This is a genomic window from Thioalkalivibrio sp. ALE28, from assembly GCF_000377425.1.
In the GTDB taxonomy this organism is placed as follows: Bacteria; Pseudomonadota; Gammaproteobacteria; order Ectothiorhodospirales; family Ectothiorhodospiraceae; genus Thioalkalivibrio.
This window is the reverse complement of the sequence record NZ_KB898093.1, coordinates 323097-346133: the sequence shown is the minus strand read 5'-3', so window position 1 is coordinate 346133 and position 23037 is coordinate 323097. Positions and strand designations below refer to the sequence as shown.

The following is a 23037-nucleotide window of genomic DNA, read 5'->3' as shown; positions in this document are numbered from 1 at the left end:
CGCCGGCACGAAGCCGTTCCGCGCAGGCCGGGACCGGATCGCCCTCAGGATCCGGCAATCGGATGGATATCCGCCTTGCGCGCGAGCCCGACCTGGCCGCGACCCTGGTCCTTGGCGTGGTAGCAGGCCCGATCGGCGGCGACGAACGCCTCGTCCACGCCGGGAATATCGGGCCCCAGCTCGACCACGCCCACCGATGCGCCAATGGTGACGTCACGTGCTTCGACCTGCAACGGCCGGTCGCCGAGGGCCGAACAGATGCGCTGACCAAGAATACGCCCATACTCGGCGTTGGTGTCACGGGCAATGATCGCAAATTCGTCGCCCCCGATCCGGGCCACGGCATCATGGCCGCGGGTCAACTGGCGCAGGACATGGGCCACCTGACGCAGCAGGTCGTCGCCCACGCGGTGTCCATGACGGTCGTTGACCTCCTTGAAGTAGTCCAGATCCACCAGCAACAGGCTGGCCACCGCGCGATTCTCGCGGGCCGCGTGCATCGCGATCTCCAGTTCACGCTCGAAGGCGCGCCGGTTCAGCAGGCCGGTCAAGCCATCGTGGCTGGCCTCGTGCACCAGGCGGTCGACCAGCCGGCGCTCCTCGGACACGTCCGTCAGCACCAGCAAGGTACGGACCGAACTGCCGGCGACCGGATCCAGGGCCGTGCGGGCGATGCGCACGATCAGTTCATGCCCGTCGCGCCGGACCAGGCGCGCATCCGAGCGTTCTCCCAGGGCCTGGTCGAGCCGTTCGCCCCGGGCATTGTCCGGTAACAGCGGGCGGCCCGTCCCGAGCTCGCGCAGGTCGAGGAGCTGGTCCAGCGAGCAGCCCAGGACCTGATCGCGGGTCAGTCCGGCCAGATCCCGGGCCGCCGGGTTCACGTAGGAGATGCCACCATGCGCATCGAGGGTGATCACCGCATCGGGGATCGCGTCCATGCTGCGTTCCAGGTTGTGCCCGGAGCGCCGCACCCGGGCATGGACCCGGGACACATACAGCAGTGCCAGCAGCGCAACCGCCGCCAGCACCGACACCAGCCACAGGAGATGGCCGCGCAGCCAGGCCAGGACATCAAACGGCTGCGGGGCGTACAGACCCACCCCTAGTTCGTACATCAGGCCGTGCACGTCCTCGTAGGAACGCGGCGCGGCCCAGCCCCCGATACCGGCCGCCCGACTGGCCGGGTGCCCCTCGTCCAGCGAGAGGCTCGCCAGCAGGATCGCGTGGGCGAGCCCGGCGTCCAGGTCACCGCGCATGGCCAGCGGCCACTCGGGATACAGCCGAGTGCTGGCGCGGTAGGTAAACGAGGGAAAGGCGCGTTCGCCGACCACACGGACCTGGTCCACCCGCGGATCCCCGCGGGCTGCGAGATCTTCCAGGATGCCGGTGCGAAAGGTCGCGGCATCGACCTCGCCCTGCAGCACCCAGTCGAGCCCGCGACCGACCGGGAAGCCGGTGAACACCAGCGCCGCCAGGTCGCTTTCGACATCCAGACCGGCCGCCTGCAGCTCGCGCCAGGTCATCCACCAGCCCCCGAAGGCATCGGGGTGCACGGCCGACAGTCGCTGCCCCCGCAGGTCGTCCAGCTCTACCAGGTCCTCACGATCGGCCCGCGTGATCACCACCGCGCCGAAACGATCCTCGTCACGGCCGACCTGGCGCGGCTGCATGGTAGCGATGCGGGAGATGCCGTGCTGCTGCTCCAGCATCACGTAGGAGCCGCTGTTGGTCAGAACCAGGTCAAAGCGACCTTCCGCTACCGCCGCCTGCAGCCCATCGTTGTCCACGGGTTCAAGTTCGAAGGACGCGCCGTCCACCTGCTCCGACAGGTACTCGGCGAACGGGGTCCAGCGGCTGCGCGCGACCTCGTCCCCGCGGTGCGCGAGGATCCCCAGCACCAGCCGCTGTTCGGCGGGGGCGTCGGCGTCGCCCGCTCCCGCGGCCGGCAGCGCACCGGGCATCCACCACCCGAGCAGCACAAGAAGCAGCAGGCCCGCCCCTCCCAGCCCCCACGCCACGCCGGTGCGCCCTGCCAGGGTACATCGGGACCGCGGAGGCTGGTGGTCGCGGTCCGTCATCTCATGTGGGCTTCCGATTGCGGCTGGCGGCGATGCGCAGGCGCAGTGCGTTCAGGCGAATGAAGCCCTCGGCGTCCTTCTGGTCGTAGGCGCCGGCATCGTCCTCGAAGGTGGCGATCGCGTCGTCGAACAGGGTGTCCTCGGAGCGGCGGCCGGCGACGATCACGTTCCCCTTGTACAGGCGCAGGCGCACCTCGCCGTTGACCACGCCCTGGGTGTCATCGATCGCGGCCTGCAGCATGCGCCGCTCGGGGCTCCACCAGTAGCCGTTGTAGATCAGGCTGGCGTAGCGCGGCATCAGCTCGTCCTTCAGGTGCGCGGCCTCGCGATCCAGGGTGATCGACTCCAGCGCGCGGCGCGCCTTGAGCAGGATGGTGCCGCCCGGGGTCTCGTAGCAGCCACGCGACTTCATGCCGACATAGCGATTCTCGACAATATCCAGACGGCCAACACCGTGGGCCCCGCCACGCTCGTTCAGCTTCGCGAGCAGTTGCGCCGCACTCAGGCGCTCGCCATTGATCGAGACCGGGTCGCCCTTCTCGAAGCCGATGGTCAGCGTCTCGGATGCATCCGGCGCCGCCTCCGGGGAGACCGACCAGCGCCACATGTCCTCCTCGGCCTCGGTCCACGGGTCTTCCAGCGGCCCGCCCTCGTAGGAGATGTGCAGCAGGTTGGCATCCATCGAATACGGCGACTTGGTGCCCTTCTTGGCATAGTCCACCGGGATACTGTGCTGCTCGGCGTAGGCCATCAGGCGCTCGCGGGAATTCAGGTCCCACTCGCGCCAGGGGGCGATCACCTGGATGCCCGGCTTCAGCGCATAGGCCCCGAGCTCGAAGCGCACCTGGTCGTTGCCCTTGCCGGTGGCGCCGTGGGCGATGGCGTCGGCGCCGGTCTCCTCGGCGATCTCCACCATCCGCCGCGCGATCAGCGGCCGCGCAATCGAGGTGCCCAGCAGGTACTCGCCCTCGTAGATGGTGTTCGCGCGGAACATCGGGAACACGTAGTCGCGCACGAAGGTCTCGCGCAGGTCCTCGATGTAGATCTGCTTGACCCCCAGGGCCTCGGCCTTGGCGCGGGCCGGCTCGACCTCCTCGCCCTGGCCCAGGTCGGCGGTGAAGGTGATCACCTCGCAGCCATAGGTCTCTTCCAGCCACTTGAGGATGACCGAGGTATCCAGACCGCCGGAATAGGCGAGGACGACGCGATTGATCGAGGAGCTCATAAAAATGCCAATCCTTGTCTTAACGTGAAGATATAGTCGTTTTGGTGAACGGCGTCACTACCACGCCGGGGTACCGGAGGGCGCCGACGGCGCGGATACCGGGCGTTCGAGCGCTGCTGGGGCCGCCTCCGCCGAGGGCCCCTCCAGGCCCTGGCCCGGCTCCTGGGGCGCGCGATCTCGATCCAGCCACCAGATATCGCTGCGCCGCGACGCCGGGCGGGCACCTTCGGCGACCGGATCCACACCGGCCGCTTCGATCTCGATTCCCCGGGCCGGCACACCCGCTTCCACCAGGGCGTCCCGCACGGCCTCGGCCCGGCTGCGGCTAAGGCGACGGTTGAACGCCAGCGGCCCCGTGGCATCGGTCCAGCCCACGACCCGAACCCGGGGATTCTCTTCCGCCGTCAGGGTCCGCGCGGCCGCCTCCAGCTCCGCGCGTGCCTCGGCATCCAGACGATCACTGGCGGTCTCGAAGTAGACGCGCCAGCGATCCAGCGCAGCCATTTCGGGGGCGGCGGCCGGGTCGGCCTGCCCCGCGCGGCAGGCGCGAAAGTCCTGTGCGCGCAGGGCAAACCGGATGCCGCGGAAGTGGACCGACCCGTCACCATCGGGAAAATCGATACGGACGTCGTGCCCCGCCAGCAAGCGTGCCTTCAGGGGCTGGACCATGCCCTGAGGGACCCGGAACAGCCGGGCTCCCCGGGCCTGCAGACGCAGATCCAGCGGGGCATGTGTAGCCGGCCGCAGCCATTCCGGAGCACCCGTGCGCAGACGCGGCGCGGCATCCTCCGGCATCGCATACGGGGCCTGCCAGAAGGCCGCGGTCACCAGCCCGGGGCGCTGATCGAGACGCAGCACCCCTCCGTGGCGCACGGTCTGCTCGATACGACAGGTGGCATCGTCCTCGACGAGTTGCCAGTCACTGCGCTCCAGCGGATCGCTGTAGGGTTCGGCGCCGGCCGTCGCCACGCCGACACCCAGCGCCAGGATGGGGAGCGCACGACGCAGCCACTGGCTCGGGCCGGCCATGAAGGTCTAGCGCTTCTTCGGCGGCAGGATATCGGTGATCGAGCCGTGCGCGACCTCGGCGGCGAAGGCCACCGTCTCGCTGAGGGTCGGGTGCGGATGCACGGTCAGGCCGATATCTTCCATCTCCGCCCCCATCTCCAGCGCCAGCATCGCCTCGCCGATCAGATCGCCGGCGGAGGGCCCAACCAGGCCGGCACCGATCACCCGACCCTCGGCGTCGAACAGCAGCTTGGTCATGCCGTCCTCGGCGCCCAGCGCGATCGCGCGACCGGAGGCGGCCCAGGGGAACACGCCCTTGGTGTATTCGATGCCGTCGGCCTTCGCCTGTTCCTCGGTCACGCCCATCCAGGCGACCTCCGGATGGGTATAGGCCACCGACGGGATCGCGCGCGCGTCGAAGTGCACCTTGTGCCCGGCGATCACCTCGGCCGCCACCTTGCCCTCGTGGGTGGCCTTGTGCGCCAGCATCGGCTGGCCGACCACGTCACCGATGGCGAAGATGTGCTCGACATTGGTGCGCTGCTGGCTGTCGACCTCGATAAAGCCGCGGTCGGTTACCTGCACGCCCGCCGCCTCGGCCTTGATCTTCGCACCGTTCGGGCTGCGCCCCACGGCGACCAGCACGCGGTCGAAGGTATCCTCTTCCGGCAGGCCCTTGGCCTCGCCCTCGAACTGGCAGACGATGCCGGCCTTGGTGGCCTTGGCCTCGGTCACCTTGCTCTTGAGGAAGATGTTCTCGAAACGCTTCTTCGCGCGCTTCTCGAACGGACGCACGATGTCGCGATCCGCCCCCGGCATCAGGGTGTCGGACAGCTCGACCACAGTCACCTTGCTCCCCAGCGCCTCGTACACGCAGGCCATCTCCAGACCAATGATGCCGCCGCCGACCACCAGCATGCGCTCGGGGATCTCCGCGAGATCCAGGGCGTCGGTGGAGTCCATCACCCGCTCGTCGTCCCAGGGGAAGCCGGGCAGCTTGATCGCCTGTGAACCGACCGCGATGATCGCGTGCTCGAAACCGATCACCTCGCGACCGTCATCGCCCTCAACCGCGATGCTGTTGGCGCCGACAAACTCGCCGACACCCTGCACCACGCGCACCTTGCGCTGCTTGCACAGCTGCTTGAGCCCGCCGGTCAGCTTCTTGACCGCGTTGCCCTTGTAGCCACGCAGTCCGTCGAGGTCGATCTCCGGCTCGCCGAACTTGATGCCCAGCGCGGCGAAGCGCTCGGCCTCGTGCAGCACCTCGCCGGCATGCAGCAGCGCCTTGGACGGGATGCAGCCAACGTTCAGGCAGACCCCACCGATCTGCGGGTAGCGCTCGACCATCACCACGTCCAGCCCCAGGTCCGCCGCACGGAAGGCGGCGGTGTAGCCGCCGGGGCCGGAGCCCAGCACCAGCACCTGGCACTGGCTGTCGGTATTCGGGTCGGCGGCCGCCTTGGGCGCGGCCTTCTGCGGCTCGCTCGCGGCGCCGGATTCCGCTTTGTCGGACTCGGTCTTGTCGCCGCCGGACACGGGGGCGTCATCGCTTCCGCCCGCGGCCTCGCCGCTGGCCTCAAGATCGAGGAGCTTGCTGCCCTGGGACACCTTGTCGCCGACCTTCACGTGCAGCTTCTTCACGGTGCCGGCCTCGGGGGCGGGAACGTCGATGGTCGCCTTGTCGGACTCCAGCGTGATCAGCGGGTCCTCCGGCGCAATCTCGCTGCCCGGCTGTACCAGGACCTCGATGATCTCGACGTCCTTGAAATCCCCGATATCCGGGACCTCGATGGTCTTGGTCTGGCTCATCCAGTCACTCCGGTTCGAATTGGCTTACAGCAACATGCGGCGCATGTCGGACAGCAGCGCGCTCAGCGTGGTGGCGAAGCGGGCGCCCAGGGCGCCGTCGATCACCCGGTGATCGTACGACAGCGCCAGCGGCAGGATCAGGCGCGGCTCGAACTCCTTGCCGTTCCAGACGGGCTTCATGCTGGAGCGCGACACACCGAGGATCGCCACCTCGGGGGCGTTCACGATCGGCGTGAACTGGGTGCCGCCGATCCCGCCGAGGCTGGAGATGGTCAGGCAGCCGCCCTGCATGTCCGCGGGCTTGAGCTTCTTGTCGCGGGCGCGCTGGGACAGGTCCATCAGCTCGGCGGCGATGTCGACCAGGCTCTTGCGGTCGACGTCGCGCACGACCGGGACGACCAGGCCGTCCGGCGTATCCACCGCGATGCCGAGGTTGTAGTACTGCTTCAGGATCAGGTTCTCGCCGGTCGCATCCAGCGAGGCATTGAAGCGCGGGTACTGCTTGAGCGCGGAGACCACCGCCTTCATCAGGAACGGCAGGAAGGTGACCTTCACGCCCTTCTTCTCGTACTCGGCCTTCAGCGACTTGCGGAAGTCCTCAAGCTCGGTGATGTCGGCCTCGTCGAACTGCGTCACGTGCGGGACGGTGACCCAGTTGCGATGCAGGTTCTTGCCGGTGAGCTTGTTGATCTTCGACAGCGCCTGGGTCTCGATCGGGCCGAACTCGGAGAAGTCGATCTCCGGCATCGGCTCCACGCCCAGGCCGCCGCCGGCACCCTGGCTCAGGGCGCGCTTCACAAAGCCCTGCACGTCCTCACGCAGGATGCGGCCCTTGCGCCCGGAACCCTCGACCTTGCTGAGGTCCACGCCCAGCTCGCGCGCGAACTTGCGCACCACCGGCGAGGCATGGGCCTTGCGGAAGGCCGACTCGTCACGGATGTGTTCGGTCGGCGACGGCCGCGGATCGGCCCGGTCGGCGGCCTTCGGGGCAGGCTGCGACTTCTCAGCCTCGGGGGCCGGCTCGGCCGGGGCTTCCGCGGAAGACGACGCTTCCTGCTTCGGTGCCTCGTCCTTGGCGGAGGTGTCCTCGGCGGCACCCTCGTCGGAGGGCTCCAGTTCCAGGATCGGGTCGCCCTCGTTCACGCGGTCGCCGGCCTTTACCTTCAGCGCCTTCACGGTGCCGCCCTGCGGGGCGGGGATCTCGATGGAGGCCTTGTCGGACTCCAGCGTGATCAGCGGATCCTCGGGGGCCACGGTGTCGCCGGGGCTGACGATGACCTCGATGATCTCGACGTCCTTGAAGTCGCCGATATCCGGGACGTGCACAGTAGTCGTGTTGCTCATGTCTGCTCCTGCCTCGGGTCCGGCGGCCTCAGGCCTGCAACGGGTTGGGCCGTTCGACGTCGATCTTGTACTTCTTGATCGCGTCACTCACGGTCTTGACCTCGACGGTCCCGGCATCGGCCAGGGCCTTCAGGGCCGTGACCGCGATGTGGTAGCGATCCACCTCGAAGTGGCGGCGCAGCGCGGCGCGGGTATCCGAACGGCCGAAGCCGTCGGTCCCCAGCACGCGGTAGTCGGCCGGCACAAAGGCACGGATCTGGTCGGCATAGGCCTGCACGTAGTCGGTCGCGGCGACCACCGGCGCATCCAAATCACCCAGGCATTCCTCCACCCAGGATGTGCGCGGTTTGGCGTCCGGGTGCAGGCGCGCATGGCGCTCGGCATCGCGGCCGTCGCGGGCCAGTTCGTTGAAGCTGGTCGCGCTCCAGACCTCGGCGGCCACGCCGAAGTCCTGGTCCAGCAGTTCGGCGGCGGCAATGGCCTCGCGCAGGATGGTACCGGAGCCCAGCAGGCGCACCTTCTTTTTCTTGCGCCCGCCCGCCTGCAGCCGGTACAGGCCGCGGCGGATGCCTTCCTCGGCGCCCTTCGGCATGGCCGGCTGCGGGTAGTTCTCGTTCATCACGGTGATGTAGTAGAAGACGCTTTGTTGCTCCGCGTACATGCGGCGCATGCCGTCCTGCACGATCACCGCCAGCTCAAAGGCGAAGGTCGGGTCGTAGGCGATGCAGTTGGGCACGTTGGCGGCCATCATCAGGCTGTGGCCGTCATCGTGCTGCAGGCCCTCGCCGGCCAGCGTGGTGCGCCCGGCGGTCGCCCCCATCAGGAAGCCGCGGGCACGCATGTCGCCGGCGGCCCAGATCAGGTCGCCAACGCGCTGGAAGCCGAACATCGAATAGAAGATGTAGAACGGCACCATCGCCACGCCATGCGTGGAATAGGACGTGGCCGCCGCGATCCAGGAGGACATGGAGCCGGCCTCGTTGATCCCCTCTTCCAGGATCTGGCCCTTCTTGTCCTCCTTGTAATACATCACCTGGTCCTTGTCCTGCGGCTCGTAGAGCTGGCCGACCGAGGAGTAGATCCCCAGCTGACGGAACAGCCCTTCCATGCCGAAGGTACGCGCCTCGTCGGGCACGATCGGGACGATGTTCTTGCCGATCTTCTTGTCGCGCGCGAGCAGGGTCAGCAGACGCACGAAGGCCATGGTGGTGGACATCTCGCGCTCGCCGGAGGCCTCCAGCAGACCATTGAAGGCATCCAGGCCGGGCACTTCGAGCGGGGTGGCCAGCGGGCGGCGCACCGGCAGATGGCCGCCGAGGTCCTTGCGCCGCTCGTGCATGTACTTCATCTCGTCGGAATCGGGGTCCGGCTTGATGTACTCGGCCTTCTCCACCTGCTCGTCCGACAGCGGGATATTGAAGCGGTCGCGGAACTGCTTCATGTCGTCCGCGTCCATCTTCTTCTGGCTGTGGGTGCGGTTCTGCGCCTCGCCCGCCGCGCCCATGCCGTAACCCTTCACCGTGTGCGCGAGGATCACGGTCGGCTGGCCCTTGTGCTCGGCCGCCGCCTTGTAGGCCGCATAGACCTTGACCGGGTCATGGCCGCCGCGATTCAGGCGCCAGATGTCTTCGTCGGACATGTTGGCCACCATGCGCTTGAGCTCGGGGTACTTGCCGAAGAAGTGCTCGCGCACGTAGGCGCCGTCGCGCGACTTGTAGTTCTGGTAGTCGCCGTCGACCGCCTCCATCATGCGTTTCTGCAGCAGGCCGTCGGTGTCCTTGGCCAGCAGCGGGTCCCAGTAGCGACCCCACAGCACCTTGACCACGTTCCAGCCGGCGCCGCGGAAGATCGCCTCCAGCTCCTGCACGATCTTGCCATTGCCACGCACCGGGCCGTCCAGACGCTGCAGGTTGCAGTTCACCACCCAGGTCAGGTTGTCCAGCTTCTCGCGCGAGGCCAGGGTAATCGCGCCCAGGGTCTCCGGCTCGTCCACCTCGCCGTCACCGACAAAGCTCCAGACGCGACGGTTCTCGGTCTGCGCCAGGCCGCGATCCTGCAGATAGCGCATGAAGCGCGCCTGGTAGATGCTCATGATTGGTCCCAGACCCATGGACACGGTCGGGAACTGCCAGAAGTCCGGCATCAGCCACGGATGCGGGTAGGAGGACAGGCCCTTGCCATCGACCTCGCGACGGAAGTGGTCCAGCTGCTCCTCGCTCAGGCGGCCCTCCATGAACGCGCGGGCATAGATCCCCGGCGAGGAATGCCCCTGGGCAAACAGCAGGTCGCCACCATGATCGTGCGACGGGGCATGCCAGAAGTGGTTGAAGCCGACGTCATACAGCGTGGCGGCGGACGCGAAGGTCGCGATATGCCCACCCAGCTCGGCCGAGGCGCGGTTGGCCTTGACCACCATGGCCATCGCGTTCCAGCGGATGTAGGAACGGATGCGGTGCTCCACCGCGCCGTCGCCCGGATACTCGGGCTCCAGGTGGGTGGGGATGGTGTTCACATAGGCGGTATTGGCGGAGTACGGCAGGTAAGCCCCGCTGCGGCGCGCCTTGTCGACCAGCCGTTCGAGGAGGGCATGCGCCCGCTCGGGGCCATCCGTCTCCAGCACGGAGGCCAGGGCGTCGATCCACTCCTGAGTCTCCTGCGGGTCGATATCGTGTTCGGTCGCGTTCGGGTCCATGCGCTCTACCCCTGAAAACGGGTTGGAAGTCGGGTTGCCACTAAAGGGCCGGGCCACCGGGCGGTCGGGCATTTGCTACCATGCGCCGGTGTCGGGCGGGCATAAAAGGCGCAAGTATCCCGACTGTGCCGCCAACAGGTCAAGCGAAAGCCTTCTATGGCGCCGATCGTCGGGGAAAACTGAGGGAACGTGCGCAATCCGCCCCCCATTCCGACCGGCCCAATGGAATCCGGACCGGCACCCGACCCGACACCGCCCACATCCCGAACCAACGCCCCGCGCGAAACCGAGTACCCCAATGCCCGAATCCCTGCAGCTGGACCCCAACCACCGCCCGATGGCGAACCGCTTCCGCGGCTTTCTTCCGGTGGTCGTCGACGTGGAAACCGGTGGTTTCGACTGCCGCCGGCATGCCCTGCTGCAAATCGCCGCGGTATTCCTGCGTCGCGACGCGAACGACCACCTGGTGCGCGATCGCACGGTGAGCCTGCATGTGCGCCCGTTCGAGGGCTCGGAACTGGACCCGAAGTCACTGGAAGTAAACGGGATCGACCCCTACCACCCGCTGCGGGCGGCCTGGCCGGAGGATCAGGCCATGGGCAAGCTGTTCAGCGAGGTGCGCCGGGAGGTCAAGGTGAACCACTGCAAGCGCGCGGTCCTGGTCGGGCACAATGCCCACTTCGACCTGGGCTTCGTGCACGCGACGGCGGAACGCTGCGGCATCAAGCGCAACCCGTTCCACCCGTTCTCCAGCCTGGACACGGTATCGCTGGCGGCCCTGGCCTTCGGCCAGACCGTTCTGGCGCGCGCGGCCGATGCCGCGGGGCTGGGATGGGATACGGAGGCCGCCCACAGCGCCTCCTTCGACGCGGAAAAGACGGCGGACATCTTCTGCCAGATCACGAACCGCTGGCAGGACGGGGTCGGCGTACCGGCGAACGCCCTGCGTCTGCCCGATCCGGAAGAACTGCCACCAGGCAGCTGAGCCCGACGTCGCCCCCGTCATGACGAGGCGCCGCAGGGTCGGTGGCACAAAAGCGCGAAGGGCATTGAAAGGCCGCGGGGCCACCCGAGGAGATCGCCACGCCGCTGCGCGGCTCGCGATGACACAACCGCAACCCCGTCATTGCGAACCCCGCAGGGGTGAAGCAATCTCCCGGCGCGCGGGCACGAAGCGGGGGCAGGTGGCCACGTCAGGAGATCGCCATGGCCCCGGACGGGGCCTCGCGACGACGGATCTCGGGTGTGCCGCAGCCAGCGGCTGCGGCACAAGCCGCTTTAGCTCGCGGCGCGCTTGGCGTGGGCCTCGTCGACCATCTTCTTCAACTCGCCGCTCTCGAACATCTCGAGGGTGATGTCGCAGCCGCCAATCAGTTCGCCGTCGATATAGACCTGGGGGAAGGTCGGCCAGTCGGCGAAACGCGGCAGGTTCTGCATAACCTCCTGGTCCGCGATCACGTTCACGTAGCCGAATTCCTGGTCGCAGCGCTTCAGCGCCTCCACTGCACGGCTGGAGAAGCCGCACATGGGGAACTGCGGGGTGCCCTTCATGAAGATCACCACCGGGTTGTCTTCCACCTGCTGGCGGATACGATCCATTACGTCCATTACTGTACTCCGAGATTGGGTGCCGAACAGGGCGCCAGGCGGCAGGGCCCGACGCCCCCGGGTCAATTCCTAGTATAACGCTCAGACATTGAAGCGGAAATGTACCACGTCGCCTTCCTTGAGCACGTATTCCTTGCCCTCGAGGCGCCATTTCCCCGCGTCCTTCGCGCCCTGCTCGCCATTGTGGGCCACGAAGTCCTCGTACCCCACCACCTCGGCACGGATGAAACCGCGCTCGAAATCGGTGTGGATCACCCCGGCCCCCTGCGGCGCGCTGGAGCCCTGGCGCACGGTCCAGGCGCGGACTTCCTTCTCGCCGGCGGTGAAAAATGTCTGCAGGCTCAGCAGGCGATAGGCGGTGCGGATCACCCGGTCCAGCCCCGGCTCTTCCAGCCCCAGATCGGCCAGAAATTCCGCGCGCTCCTCCGGGTCGAGCACCGCGATCTCCGCCTCGATGGCAGCGCAGACACTGACTACCTCGGCACCCTCCTCGGCCGCGCGGGCCTGCACTGCCTCCACCATCGCGTTACCCCCGGCAAGCGAGGCCTCGTCGACATTGGCGATGTACATCAGCGGCTTGAGGGTCAACAGATGCAGGTCGTACAGTGCCCGGCGCTCGTCCTCGTCCAGATCCTGGGCCCGCGCAGGAATCCCCTGATCCAGGCCGGCCCCGACCTTCTCGGCGGCCTTGAGCTGGGCGATCGCGGTCTTGTCCTGCGACTTGGCCGCCCGTTCCAGACGCTTCAGCGCCTTGTTCACGGTCTCCAGATCCGCCAGCATCAACTCGGTGCTGATGGTCTCGATGTCGGCGATCGGATCGACCTTGCCGGCGACATGCACAATGTCGTCGTCCTCGAAGCAGCGCACCACCTGCGCGATGGCGTCGGTCTCGCGGATGTGCGCCAGGAACTGGTTGCCCAGCCCCTCGCCCTGCGCCGCCCCTGCCACCAGCCCGGCAATGTCCACGAACTCGACCGTGGTGGGAAGCGTGCGCTGGGGCTTCACGATCTCGCTCAGCCGGGTCAGGCGCGGATCCGGGACCTCCACCACGCCCACGTTCGGATCGATGGTGCAGAAGGGATAGTTCTCCGCGGCGATCTCCGCACGCGTGAGGGCATTGAACAGGGTGGACTTGCCGACGTTCGGCAAGCCCACGATCCCGCATTTAAGACTCATCGGGTTTCCTCGGAATTCGTGGCCGGCTTCGAGTTGCCGCCATGCAGATTGCGCACCGCCTCGTCCCAGCGTCCGGCCACCAGCGCAGGCACCTGATCCAGCGCCTTGTCGATGGCTTCCTCGATCGCCTGCGTGTCGGCCTTGCCGGGACGATCCAGCACGAAGGGCACCACATCATCGCGATGCCCCGGGTGGCCGATGCCGACCCGCAGCCGAGCGTAGTTCGGGCCGCCCAGGTGTCGATGCAGATCCCGCAGGCCATTGTGGCCGCCATGCCCGCCACCCATCTTCAGCCGCACCACGCCCGGATCGAGGTCCAGTTCGTCATGGACGACCAGGATGGCCTCGGGGGGTATACGGTAGAAATCGGCGCACTTGCGCACCGGCAGGCCGCTCTTGTTCATGAAGCTCATGGGCTTGAGCAGCCAGCAGTCGCCCGTGGGCAGGCTGAGGCGGGCCGCCTCGCCATCGAAGCGGCTCTCGGGGCGAAAGTCCACGCCATGCCGGCGGGCCAGGGTGTCCACAAACCAGAAACCCGCGTTATGCCGGGTTTCGGCATAACGCGGGCCCGGGTTGCCCAGCCCGACCACCAGACGGATCGGTTCGGGTTGGATCGCCATCGTTCAGGCGGCAAGCCGCAGGGGCTTACTCCTTGTCCCCGGACTCCGACTCGTCGCCGGACGCCTCTTCGCCACCCGCGGCTTCCTCGCCACCTTCGGCCTCGGCAGCCTCGCCTTCCCCGACCTCTTCTTCCTCGGTCTTGGCGGCGCGCGGCAGCAGGACGCTGACCACGGCGTAGTCGTATTCCTCGCCATGCATCAGCGCGACACTCTGCACGCCTTCCGGCAGCTTCAGCTCGGAGATATGCAGGGTGTCGCCGACATCCATCTCGACGACATCGATATCGATGGACTCGGGCAGATCGCCCGGCAGGCACTCGACCTCGAGCTCGTTGATCATGCGGCTGACCATGCCGCCGCCCAGCTTCACGCCCTTGGCCTCTTCCTCGTTATGGAAGTGCAGCGGCACGCTGACGCGGATCGGCTGGTTGGCGCTCACGCGCATCAGGTCGACGTGGTAGATGGTCGGCTTGAACGGATGGCGCTGCACGTCGCGCAGGATCGCCTTCTCGGTCTTGCCGTCCAGCTTCACGCTGAGGATGTGCGAGTAGAACGCGTCTTCCTTGAGGTTATGGACCATCGCGTTGTGATCCAGCGTGATGGCCACGGCGTCCTTGTCCGCCCCGTACAGGATGGCGGGCAGCTTGCCGGCGCGACGCAGGCGGCGGCTCGCACTCGAACCCTGTTCGTCACGCTTCTCGGCTTCAATGGTAAAGCTCATGCTCATTGCTACGGTCTCCAAAATGAAAGGCGCTTCACCCGAAGCGCCCTGAACACACCCCGCCCGCGACCAGGCGGGGCGCTGAAGGGAGGCGAACCTCCCGAAATCGTTTTCGGCCCGACGCTCTCGCTAGTCCATGAACAGCGAACTGACGGATTCCTCGCGGTTGATGCGGCGGATGGTCTCGGCCAGCATCTCCGCCACCGACAACTGCCGGATCTTGTCGCAGCTCTGCGCGTTGGGCTGCAGGGCCAGCGTGTCGGTCACCACAAGCTCGTCAAGCGCCGAACCGTTTATGTTATCAATTGCCGCGCCAGAAAGCACGGGGTGCGTGGCGTAGGCCATCACCGAGTGCGCCCCGTGTTCTTTCAGGGCCTTTGCGGCCTGGCACAGCGTGCCGGCGGTATCCACCAGGTCATCGATGATGATGCAGGACTTGCCGCGCACGTCACCGATGATGTGCATCACCTCCGACTCGTTCGCGCGCGGGCGGCGCTTGTCGATGATCGCCAGGTCGGCGTCGTCCAGCCGCTTGGCGATCGCGCGGGCGCGCACCACCCCGCCGACATCCGGCGACACCACGGTCAGATCGCCCGAGACATGCCGCCAGACATCGCCCAGCAGGACCGGCGAGGCATAGATGTTGTCTACCGGGACGTTGAAGAAGCCCTGCACCTGGTCGGCGTGCACGTCAATCGTCAGCACGCGGTCCGCGCCGACCGCCTCGATCATGTTCGCGACCACCTTGGCCGAGATCGGCACCCGCGCCGAGCGCACGCGCCGATCCTGGCGCGCGTACCCGAAATACGGGATCACCGTGGTAATGCGGCCGGCCGAGGCGCGGCGCAGCGCATCCACCATGATCACCAGCTCCATGATGTTCTCGTTGGTTGGCTGGCCGGTCGGCTGGATCAGGAACACGTCGCGACCGCGGACGTTCTCCAGCAGCTCGACCTGCACCTCGCCATCACTGAAACGTCCGACGATGGCCTTGCCCATGGGCAGCCCCAGGTGCTCGGCAACGGCCTGGGCGAGACGCGGGTTCGCATTGCCCGCGAAGATCATCATGCGATTCTTGTCGACCACGGTTCGTCCCGGTCTGGATGGAGTGGGGCGGGCTGCGATATCGCCCGGGCCCCAGTATAGACCCCGGTGCTGGGCCGGGGTCTTGGTAGCTGATGACCCGTACCAACGGCGCGGATCAGGTTGTATGGCTGGGCCGGCAGGATTCGAACCTGCGCATGGCGGGATCAAAACCCGCTGCCTTACCGCTTGGCTACGGCCCAATAACTCGCTGGACTCTATTGTACTGCCTGGCCGGCATCGTGCCCGGTCCATCCCGCGGATCGGCGTTGCCGATCCGGGCCGGCAGGATGATGGCGCTGCGCGCCACCCTTACGGGCCGTCACCTTCGGCGACGGTCGGTCGCGGCTGCGCCGCTCGCGTCGAACCTGGCGCTTAGCGGGATCAAAACCCGCTGCCTTACCGCCTGGCTACGGCCCAATAACTCTGGACTTATTCTGTCTCGACACCGCCTGGCGGCAGCCAGGCCCGCAGGGGCGACACGTTTACCAGCGGTGTCACCCAGCTGCGCCACGGAGCCGGCTGCGCGGACTGCGCCGCCCCAGCGGCCGCTTCGTCGGGGAACACCCCGAACACGCAACCGCCACTCCCACTCAGGCGCGCCCGCGGCGTCTGCTCCGCCAGCCAGTGCAGCGCCCGATCCACCTCGGGATAACGAGCCCGCACCACCGGTTCGAACACGTTGACGAACCGGCTGGCGTCGACGGCGGACGAAATTGTCTCGGTGGGGCAGTCGCGTGTCAATTCCGCACACCCGAACATCGCCCCGGTGGCGACCGAAACCCCGGGGTCGATCAGCAGGATCCAGCCGGTATCCGGGGCCACGGCCGTGAGCCGCTCGCCCACACCCTCGGCCCAGGCTGCCTGGCCGACCACGAACACCGGTACGTCGGCACCCAGCTCCAGGCCGATCCCCACCAGCTGCTCGACATCACACCCCAGCTCGAACAGGGCATTCAAGGCCACCAGCGTGGTGGCGGCATCGGAACTGCCGCCCCCCAGGCCACCGCCCACCGGGATCCGCTTGTCGAGATGGATACGCACGCCAAATGGGGTCTTCGCCACCCGGGCCAGGCGCCGGGCCGCGCGCAGGCACAGGTTGTCGGCCCCGTCGATGGCCGCGCCCGCCATCTCGAAGCGCCCCGCCGGCAGGGGCTCGAAGCGCAGGCGATCCTCCAGCCCGAGGAACTGGAACACCGTCTGCAGCTCGTGATAGCCGTCCGCCCGCCGGCCGGTGATATGCAGGAATCGATTGATCTTGGCGGGCGCGGGAAAAGTGGTGTCGAAGGCCCCGCCCGCGACGGCAGCGGTCATGACGGATCACCACCAAGCTGCCAGCGACCGATGCGGGCCCGCAATTCCACCCCTTCGCGCTCCAGCACCATGGTGACCGGCATCGCCAGGCCGTCGATTTCCTCGAACTCGTTGTACTCGATGGTCCAGCCGGACTGGTGGATCTCCAGTGGCCGCCCGTCCGCGTCGATATCCAGCTGGTACGAGGCCTCGGGGTGGAGCAGGCCACGCACCCAGTAGACCATGCCGCTGACCGGGATCGACTCGCCCAGGACCCGCGCAACGAGCGCATCCGGGTCCTGCGCCTGGAAACGCTCGCCGGACCGGGTCACCAGCAGCGCGCGGCCGTTCTCCGACAGCGTCAGCCGACCACCACCGCGCCCCATCGGGCCGGACAGGTCCAGCACGTGCTGACCTTCCTGCACCCGCCAGTTGAGCTGGGCGGACCAGTATTCCTCGCCGGAGGCCAGCCCCAGGCGCGCGACCAGTCGCCAGCTGTCCAGCGCCTCCAGCTGTGCGGTGCGGGCCTCGAAAGCGGCCTCGGCGGCCGGCGAGGTATCCGCCTCTGGCAGGGGCGCGGCACAGCCACCCAGCAGAAGACCCAGGCCGACCAGCAGACCGGCCAGCCTCGCCCCGCCCGCAAGATCCCCGGGCTTCCGCATCCCCGCAGCCCGGATCATTCGATCAGGTCGTTGCGTACGCGCTGCAGGCGTTCATGATCGGGCTCGCGCTCCAGCGCAGCCTCGAGGATCTCCCGCGCCTCGTCGCGCGCACCACGTTCCCAGAGGACGACGGCCAGATTGCTGGCGATCTCGCCGTCGTCCGACAGCGAGTACGCCCGGCGAAGCTGCGTCTCGGCCTCCTCCAGCCGGCCCAGGCGGTACAGCACCCAGCCGTAGCTGTCGATGATGGCGGCATCGTCCGGCTCCTGCTCGTAGGCACGCAGGATCAGGTCATAGGCCTCGTCATACCGCTCGGTGCGATCCGCCAGGGTGTACCCCAGCGCGTTCAGGGCCGCGACGTTCTCGGGATCGGACTCGAGGATCGTGCGGAAATCGGCCTCGGCGGCCGCGATGTCGTCCTCGCGCTCGTGGACCAGACCCCGCAGGTACAGCAGCCGGGTATCCCCGGGGAACTGCACCAGCCCGCGATTCAGCCGGGCGCGTGCCTCGGCATAGTCGCCGATCTCGCGCAGTGCGTTCGCCTCCGCCAGGTAGGCGCGGCGGGCCAGATCGTCGTCCACGCCCTGCTGCATCGGCGCAAACAAGTCACGCGCCGCCTCCTGGCCCTCGTGCCGGAGCGTCAGGCGCGCACTGCGCAGGCGCGCATCGTCGGCGTGATCACCCCCCTCTACGCGGCCATAGGCGGCCAGGGCGGCGTCCGGCTCGTCGGCCATCTCGTGCAGCCGACCGAGGTAGTACGCGACATCGTTCTCGCGCTCCCCCAGTGCGTCCAGGCGCTCCAGGTAATCCCGGGCCGGCCCCAGCTGCTCTGCCTCCAGGTTCATCAGGGCCAGCGCCAGCAGGAGCTGGGTATCCTCCGGCGCCAGCTCCACCAGGCGATCCATCTCCTCGCGGGCGAAGGCGTCATCCTCCATTTCGGTCAGGACGCGCGCATAGCCCAGCCGGGCCTCGCGGCTCTCCGGGTGCGCCTCCACCGTCGCGCGCAGGGTCTCGATTGCGGCGTCCTCCTGCCCGGCCTCGCTCTGGGCCCGCGCATGCAGCAGCTGCAGCGGCACCGAATCCGGGAAGCGCTCGCGGGCCGGCCCGGTCACCGCCAGCACCTCCTCGCCCGGCTCGCCGAAGCGGAGCGCGGCCTCGGCCAGTACACGGTGGACACCGACATCGTCGCTGCGCCGCTCGGCGAGCAGCCGCATGGTCTCCAGGGCGGCGGCCTGATCCTGGGCCTGGCCGATCACGCCGCCCAGCGTGGCGTTGGGGTCGCCACCCTGCACCACCACCCGATTCATCAGCGAATCCAGCTGTTCGGCCGCCTGTTCGGCATCCCCCGCATTAATCCGCAGCACCGTCGAGACCTGGCTGGCCTCCATGCTCTCCGGCGCGAGCCGCAGCCAGCGGTCAGCCGACCGCTGGGCCTGCTCGTGATCGCGCGCAAACAGCGCGATGCGCGTGGCGCGTTCGGCAATGGCGGGGTCGTCGCTCAGCAGAGCCGCCGCCCCGTAGTAACGCGCGGCCTCGGCATGCTCGCCGGAACGCACCGCGATCTCGGCGGCCAGCACGCTGAACATCAGCGCGGCCTCCGGATCCTCGGTCTGCATCAGCGGGAGCACCTCGGGGCGATCCGACTCCGGCGGTTCCGAGGCATCCAGTTGGGTGTGCGCGCAGCCCGCCAGGGAAAGCACGGCGGTCAGCGCGAGCAGGCTTCGAATCATCTTGTATCCAGTCGGCATCAGCACGGGCATACCGGGTGGGACGGGCCAGGCAGCTGCGGGGTTCCATCCCCGCCGCAATCCAACGCAAGCCTACAGCACAGTACACTATCGGGAAATTCGGCCACGCGCCCGCGTTTTCCGGCACAATACGCGCCAGCATGCTGTTCACTCTCGGGATCAATCACAAGACGGCACCGGTCGCCATTCGCGAACGGCTTTCCGTCAACGAGCACGAGCTCGGCGAGGCCCTGCACTCGCTGCGCTCCGGCGTGCTGCTGCCGGAAACCGCGATCCTGTCGACCTGCAACCGCACCGAGGTCTACTTCCGCGAGGGCGACCCCCACAGCGAACAGCGCGTGCTCGACTGGATCGGCGGCTACCACGGCATCGACCGCGACGAACTGAAGCCCTACCTCTATCTGCACCACGACGGCTCCGCCGTGCGCCACACCCTGCGCGTGGCCAGCGGGCTGGACTCCATGGTCCTGGGCGAGCCGCAGATCCTGGGACAGATGAAGACCGCCTACCAGCATGCCCACGACGCCGGCACGCTGGGGCGCTCGCTGGAACGGCTGTTCCAGCACGCCTTCGCCACCGCCAAGGACGTACGCACCCAGACCGCCATCGGCCAGAGCGCCGTTTCAGTCGCCTTCGCCGCGGTCTCGCTGGCACGCCAGATCTTCGGCGACCTGAAGCCCCTGACCGCGCTGGTCATCGGTGCCGGCGAGACCATCGAACTGGCCCTGCAGCACCTCTCCGGTGGCGGCATTGGCAACGTGATCGTGGCCAACCGCACGGTCGAGCGCGCCCGCGCGGTGGCCGGGCGTTTCGACGCCGAGGCCATCAGCCTCGACCAGCTCCCGGACCGCCTGGCCGATGCCGACATCGTGATTTCCTCCACCGCCGCGCCGCTGCCCATCCTGGGCAAGGGGGCGGTGGAACGCGCCCTGCGCAAGCGGCGCCACAAGCCGATGTTTATGGTGGACATCGCCGTGCCGCGCGACATCGAGCCCGAAGTCGGCCAGCTCGAGGACGTCTACCTCTACACCGTCGACGACCTGCAGGAGGTCATCGACGAAAACATGGCCTCGCGCCAGGCCGCGGCCGAACAGGCCGAAGAGATCATCACCCAGCGCGCCGGCGAATTCATGCGCTGGCTGCGGGCCCGCGACTCGGTGGACAGCATCCGCCAGCTGCGCCAGCGCGCCGACAGCGTGAAGGCGGAAGCCCTGGCGAAGGCCGAGGCGATGCTGCGCGCCGGCAAGTCGCCGGAGGAGGCGATGCAGCTCCTGGCGCACAACCTGACCAACAAGCTGATGCACGCCCCCTGCAAATCGCTGAACACCGCGGCCCACGAGGGCGACGCCCGCCTGCTGGAGGCCGCGCACCGCCTGTTCCAGCTACCGGCCCCGGAAGACGACCCCGGCAACGATCCCGACTCCGGCACCCATTCGTGAAGGCCTCGTTCCGCACCAAGCTCGAGGGCCTGGCCGAGCGCCACGCCGAGATCGCGCAACTGCTGGCCACCCCGGATGCCGCCGAGGACCCGGACCAGCTGCGTCGTCTGTCTCAGGAATACAGCCAGCTGGAGCCGGTCGCCGAGGCCTGGAAGGCCTGGCACGAAAACCACGCCGCACTGGACGAGGCGCGCGCGATGCTCGCGGAGGACGACCCCGAACTGCGTGCGATGGCCGAGGCCGAGATCGAGGCCCTGACCGAGCAGACCGAGGCCCTGGAGGCCGAGCTCTACCGCCACCTGATCCCGAAGGACCCGCACGACAACGCCAACGTGTTCCTCGAGATCCGCGCCGGCACCGGCGGTGACGAGGCCGCGCTGTTCGCCGGCGACCTGCTGCGCATGTACACCCGCTACGCCGAGCAGAAGAACTGGAAGCTGGAGATCCTCAGCGCCAGCGAAGGCGAACATGGCGGCTACCGCGAGGTGATCGGGCGCCTGGCCGGTCAGGGCGCCTACTCGCGACTCAAGTTCGAATCCGGCGCCCATCGCGTGCAGCGCGTCCCCGAGACCGAATCCCAGGGCCGCATCCACACCTCCGCCGCGACCGTCGCCATCCTGCCGGAACTGGAGGAGGTCGAGATGCCGGAGATCAACCCGGCCGACCTGCGCGTGGACACCTTCCGCGCCTCCGGCGCCGGGGGCCAGCACGTCAACAAGACCGACTCCGCGGTGCGCCTGACCCACCTGCCCACCGGCATCGTGGTCGAGTGCCAGGAAGAACGCTCGCAGCACAAGAACCGCGCCAAGGCCATGACCTACCTGGCCGCGCGCATGTTCGAGGCCGAACGCGAGGCCCAGGCCGCCGCGCAGAGCGCGGAACGCAAGGGCCTGGTCGGCAGCGGCGACCGCTCCGAGCGCATCCGCACCTACAACTTCCCGCAGGGCCGCGTAACCGACCACCGCATCAACCTGACCCTGTACAAGCTGGAACAGGTGATGGCCGGTGATCTCGACCCGGTCATCGACCCGCTGATCCACGAATACCAGGCCGAGCAGCTCGCCACCCTCTCCGAAACGTAATGGAAACCCCGGCCACGCTGGACAGCCTGCTGCGGGACCTGCGTGCCCGCCTGGAGGCCGCCGGGATCGAGGCGCCCGGACTCGAGGCCCGCATGCTGCTGGGCGCCGCCACCGGCCTGGACACCGCGCAGCTGATCGCCCACGGCACCGACCCCGCCACGCCCGAACAGGCCGCCCGCGCCGACACGCTCTGCCAGCGCCGCTGCGCCGGCGAACCGATGGCCCACATCCTCGGCCGACGCAGCTTCTGGACACTGGACCTGGGCGTCTCCCCCGCCTGCCTGATCCCGCGCCCCGAAACCGAGCTGCTGGTGGAACAGGCCCTCCTGGCCATCGACACGCTCGCAACCGACACCCCCTGGGTGCTGGACCTCGGCACCGGCCCCGGTACCATCATCCTGGCACTGAAAAGCGAACGCCCGCGCATCCGGGCCTTCGCCAGCGACCGCAGTCATGCGGCGCTGCAACAGGCGCAGACCAACGCGCGCGACCTGGGGCTGCCGGTCGGGCTGTGGCAGGGCGACTGGCTGGACGCGCTGACGCCAACGGCAGGGCTGGACATCATCACCTGCAACCCGCCGTACATCGACCCGGATGATCCGCACCTGACCCGTGGCGACCTGCGCTTCGAACCGCGCTCGGCCCTGGCGGCGGACGCCCATGGCCTGGCCGACCTGTACCGGGTGATCGATACCGCCCGGCCCCACCTGAATCGCGGCGGATGGCTGCTGCTGGAACACGGCTTCGATCAGGGCCCGGCCGTGCGGGACCGCCTGCAACAGGCGGGCTACCGGGCGATCCGGACCTTGAGGGACCCCGCCGGCCACGAACGGACCACGCTGGGGATGCACTGACCCGGGGCGACCGCTGAATCAGTTGGCGCTTGCAACCATCACAAAAAAGCCCCGGCCATAAGCCGGGGCTCGCAGTGCGTCGGGGGCGCGTCCGGATCAGAGCGGCAGGCGCAGGTGCAGGTTGACCGAGCCGCTGGGCGAAGAACGGTGGCGGTAGCGGCTCGAGCGGTTGTCATAGTAGTGGTAGTGATGATGCTCGTAGCTGCGCGAGCGCTTGTGATGGCCGCGGCCGCGCTGTTTCGCGCGCTTGGCCTGCTTGTGGCCGTGGGCACCCGGGTGGCCGCGGTAGTGCTTGTGCCCCCGAGAATGTCCATGCCGCACAGGCTGCAGCGCGGCGGCATCGAAGCTGGCGCCGGCCACCGCCGGCAGCGCGCCGGTGACCGGCTGGGCCGCGTGGGTGGGGGCGGCCAGGGCAAGCGCCAGCAATGCCGCAGGTACCAGAATCGTGAGTCGCTTCATGAGTGATCCCTCCTTCCATTCGGGTCGTCCGCGCGTTCCTCAGGAGCGTCGACCGACCCGTGGTTGTGGCAGGATTGCCAGGATTCAGCCTATTCCGCGTTCCTGAACGGTACCCAACTGAGGCCGCCGGCGA

Annotated in this window: 19 protein-coding genes and 1 tRNA gene; 4 read left to right on the top strand and 16 right to left on the bottom strand. The window is 68.1% G+C overall.

The genetic code is table 11. The features are described from left to right. Positions 1-44 precede the first annotated feature (44 nt). From D105_RS0101645 to aceE, 6 genes are all read right to left on the bottom strand, one after another. Entirely contained in the window at positions 45-1961 is a 1917-nt protein-coding gene (locus D105_RS0101645) for a diguanylate cyclase (RefSeq protein WP_018865837.1), read from the bottom strand. Between the two features lie 118 nt (positions 1962-2079). Beyond that, complete coding sequence (locus D105_RS0101640; RefSeq protein WP_018877282.1) at positions 2080-3303, bottom strand: argininosuccinate synthase; 1224 nt, start codon at positions 3301-3303, stop codon at positions 2080-2082. A 57-nt stretch (positions 3304-3360) separates the two neighbouring features. Continuing rightward, positions 3361-4332, bottom strand: a complete 972-nt coding sequence (locus tag D105_RS0101635; RefSeq protein ID WP_018865839.1) for an OmpA family protein — start codon at positions 4330-4332, stop codon at positions 3361-3363. Between the two features lie 6 nt (positions 4333-4338). Next, a complete protein-coding gene (gene lpdA, locus D105_RS0101630) occupies positions 4339-6123 on the bottom strand; it encodes a dihydrolipoyl dehydrogenase (protein WP_018865840.1) in 1785 nt (594 codons plus the stop codon). 24 nt (positions 6124-6147) lie between these two features. Continuing rightward, on the bottom strand, positions 6148-7554 hold the full coding sequence (gene aceF / locus D105_RS0101625; protein WP_081619263.1) for a dihydrolipoyllysine-residue acetyltransferase: 1407 nt from the start codon (positions 7552-7554) through the stop codon (positions 6148-6150). Further along, complete coding sequence (aceE, locus tag D105_RS0101620) at positions 7496-10159, bottom strand: pyruvate dehydrogenase (acetyl-transferring), homodimeric type (protein ID WP_018877280.1); 2664 nt, start codon at positions 10157-10159, stop codon at positions 7496-7498. Before aceE ends, aceF begins: the two co-directional genes overlap by 59 nt. Before the next feature lie 298 nt (positions 10160-10457). Between aceE and rnt the strand changes: the two genes are divergently transcribed. Continuing rightward, positions 10458-11144 (top strand): ribonuclease T, encoded by a 687-nt coding sequence (rnt, locus tag D105_RS0101615; protein ID WP_018877279.1) that lies wholly within the window; start codon positions 10458-10460, stop codon positions 11142-11144. Positions 11145-11437: 293 nt separating this feature from the next. On the opposite strand, the gene grxD is transcribed toward rnt, so the two are convergent. The 9 genes from grxD to D105_RS0101570 form a co-directional block, all read right to left on the bottom strand. After that, entirely contained in the window at positions 11438-11767 is a 330-nt protein-coding gene (gene grxD / locus D105_RS0101610) for a Grx4 family monothiol glutaredoxin (RefSeq protein WP_017940669.1), read from the bottom strand. A gap of 81 nt (positions 11768-11848) precedes the next feature. Then, positions 11849-12943, bottom strand: coding sequence for a redox-regulated ATPase YchF (ychF, locus tag D105_RS0101605; RefSeq protein ID WP_026280389.1), 1095 nt, complete (start codon positions 12941-12943; stop codon positions 11849-11851). Then, complete coding sequence (gene pth, locus D105_RS0101600) at positions 12940-13563, bottom strand: aminoacyl-tRNA hydrolase (RefSeq protein ID WP_018877277.1); 624 nt, start codon at positions 13561-13563, stop codon at positions 12940-12942. Before pth ends, ychF begins: the two co-directional genes overlap by 4 nt. Positions 13564-13588: 25 nt before the next feature. After that, positions 13589-14290: a 50S ribosomal protein L25/general stress protein Ctc gene (locus tag D105_RS0101595; RefSeq protein ID WP_018877276.1), complete on the bottom strand. Its 702-nt coding sequence runs from the start codon at positions 14288-14290 to the stop codon at positions 13589-13591. 123 nt (positions 14291-14413) lie between these two features. Next, complete coding sequence (locus D105_RS0101590; protein ID WP_196799341.1) at positions 14414-15352, bottom strand: ribose-phosphate diphosphokinase; 939 nt, start codon at positions 15350-15352, stop codon at positions 14414-14416. Between the two features lie 143 nt (positions 15353-15495). Further along, positions 15496-15570: transfer RNA gene (locus D105_RS0101585), tRNA-Gln, on the bottom strand. Positions 15571-15799: 229 nt separating this feature from the next. Then, positions 15800-16681, bottom strand: coding sequence for a 4-(cytidine 5'-diphospho)-2-C-methyl-D-erythritol kinase (gene ispE / locus D105_RS0101580; RefSeq protein ID WP_018876038.1), 882 nt, complete (start codon positions 16679-16681; stop codon positions 15800-15802). After that, positions 16678-17322: a lipoprotein insertase outer membrane protein LolB gene (gene lolB / locus D105_RS0101575; protein ID WP_018877275.1), complete on the bottom strand. Its 645-nt coding sequence runs from the start codon at positions 17320-17322 to the stop codon at positions 16678-16680. Before lolB ends, ispE begins: the two co-directional genes overlap by 4 nt. Positions 17323-17336: 14 nt before the next feature. Further along, positions 17337-19052 (bottom strand): tetratricopeptide repeat protein, encoded by a 1716-nt coding sequence (locus tag D105_RS0101570; protein WP_369772630.1) that lies wholly within the window; start codon positions 19050-19052, stop codon positions 17337-17339. 158 nt (positions 19053-19210) lie between these two features. Here D105_RS0101570 and hemA point away from each other — a divergent pair, with 158 nt between their 5' ends. The 3 genes from hemA to prmC are packed head-to-tail and all read left to right on the top strand — an operon-like array spanning position 19211 to position 22445. Then, positions 19211-20509 (top strand): glutamyl-tRNA reductase, encoded by a 1299-nt coding sequence (gene hemA, locus D105_RS0101565; RefSeq protein ID WP_018865851.1) that lies wholly within the window; start codon positions 19211-19213, stop codon positions 20507-20509. Then, complete coding sequence (prfA, locus tag D105_RS0101560; protein WP_018876034.1) at positions 20506-21591, top strand: peptide chain release factor 1; 1086 nt, start codon at positions 20506-20508, stop codon at positions 21589-21591. The genes hemA and prfA overlap by 4 nt, the downstream gene beginning before the upstream one ends. Next, entirely contained in the window at positions 21591-22445 is an 855-nt protein-coding gene (prmC, locus tag D105_RS0101555) for a peptide chain release factor N(5)-glutamine methyltransferase (protein ID WP_018877273.1), read from the top strand. Before prfA ends, prmC begins: the two co-directional genes overlap by 1 nt. A 96-nt stretch (positions 22446-22541) precedes the next feature. Here prmC and D105_RS0101550 read toward each other — a convergent pair whose 3' ends face one another. Next, the gene (locus D105_RS0101550) at positions 22542-22904 is read right to left on the bottom strand and encodes a hypothetical protein (protein WP_018877272.1); all 363 of its coding nucleotides are present in this window, start codon (positions 22902-22904) and stop codon (positions 22542-22544) included. Between the last annotated feature and the right edge of the window lie 133 nt (positions 22905-23037).

Bases quoted from the DNA above. Each gene is read 5' to 3' on its own strand.
- D105_RS0101595 (WP_018877276.1), bottom strand. From the start codon at position 14,290: ATGAGCATGAGCTTTACCATTGAAGCCGAGAAGCGTGACGAACAGGGT.
- D105_RS0101550 (WP_018877272.1), bottom strand. From the start codon at position 22,904: ATGAAGCGACTCACGATTCTGGTACCTGCGGCATTGCTGGCGCTTGCC.
- grxD (WP_017940669.1), bottom strand. From the start codon at position 11,767: ATGGACGTAATGGATCGTATCCGCCAGCAGGTGGAAGACAACCCGGTG.
- D105_RS0101590 (WP_196799341.1), bottom strand. From the start codon at position 15,352: ATGATGATCTTCGCGGGCAATGCGAACCCGCGTCTCGCCCAGGCCGTT.
- lpdA (WP_018865840.1), bottom strand. From the start codon at position 6,123: ATGAGCCAGACCAAGACCATCGAGGTCCCGGATATCGGGGATTTCAAG.
- D105_RS0101635 (WP_018865839.1), bottom strand. From the start codon at position 4,332: ATGGCCGGCCCGAGCCAGTGGCTGCGTCGTGCGCTCCCCATCCTGGCG.
- pth (WP_018877277.1), bottom strand. From the start codon at position 13,563: ATGGCGATCCAACCCGAACCGATCCGTCTGGTGGTCGGGCTGGGCAAC.
- D105_RS0101640 (WP_018877282.1), bottom strand. From the start codon at position 3,303: ATGAGCTCCTCGATCAATCGCGTCGTCCTCGCCTATTCCGGCGGTCTG.
- hemA (WP_018865851.1), top strand. From the start codon at position 19,211: ATGCTGTTCACTCTCGGGATCAATCACAAGACGGCACCGGTCGCCATT.
- ispE (WP_018876038.1), bottom strand. From the start codon at position 16,681: ATGACCGCTGCCGTCGCGGGCGGGGCCTTCGACACCACTTTTCCCGCG.
- lolB (WP_018877275.1), bottom strand. From the start codon at position 17,322: ATGCGGAAGCCCGGGGATCTTGCGGGCGGGGCGAGGCTGGCCGGTCTG.
- rnt (WP_018877279.1), top strand. From the start codon at position 10,458: ATGCCCGAATCCCTGCAGCTGGACCCCAACCACCGCCCGATGGCGAAC.
- D105_RS0101570 (WP_369772630.1), bottom strand. From the start codon at position 19,052: ATGATTCGAAGCCTGCTCGCGCTGACCGCCGTGCTTTCCCTGGCGGGC.
- D105_RS0101645 (WP_018865837.1), bottom strand. From the start codon at position 1,961: ATGCCCGGTGCGCTGCCGGCCGCGGGAGCGGGCGACGCCGACGCCCCC.
- aceE (WP_018877280.1), bottom strand. From the start codon at position 10,159: ATGGACCCGAACGCGACCGAACACGATATCGACCCGCAGGAGACTCAG.
- ychF (WP_026280389.1), bottom strand. From the start codon at position 12,943: ATGAGTCTTAAATGCGGGATCGTGGGCTTGCCGAACGTCGGCAAGTCC.
- prmC (WP_018877273.1), top strand. From the start codon at position 21,591: ATGGAAACCCCGGCCACGCTGGACAGCCTGCTGCGGGACCTGCGTGCC.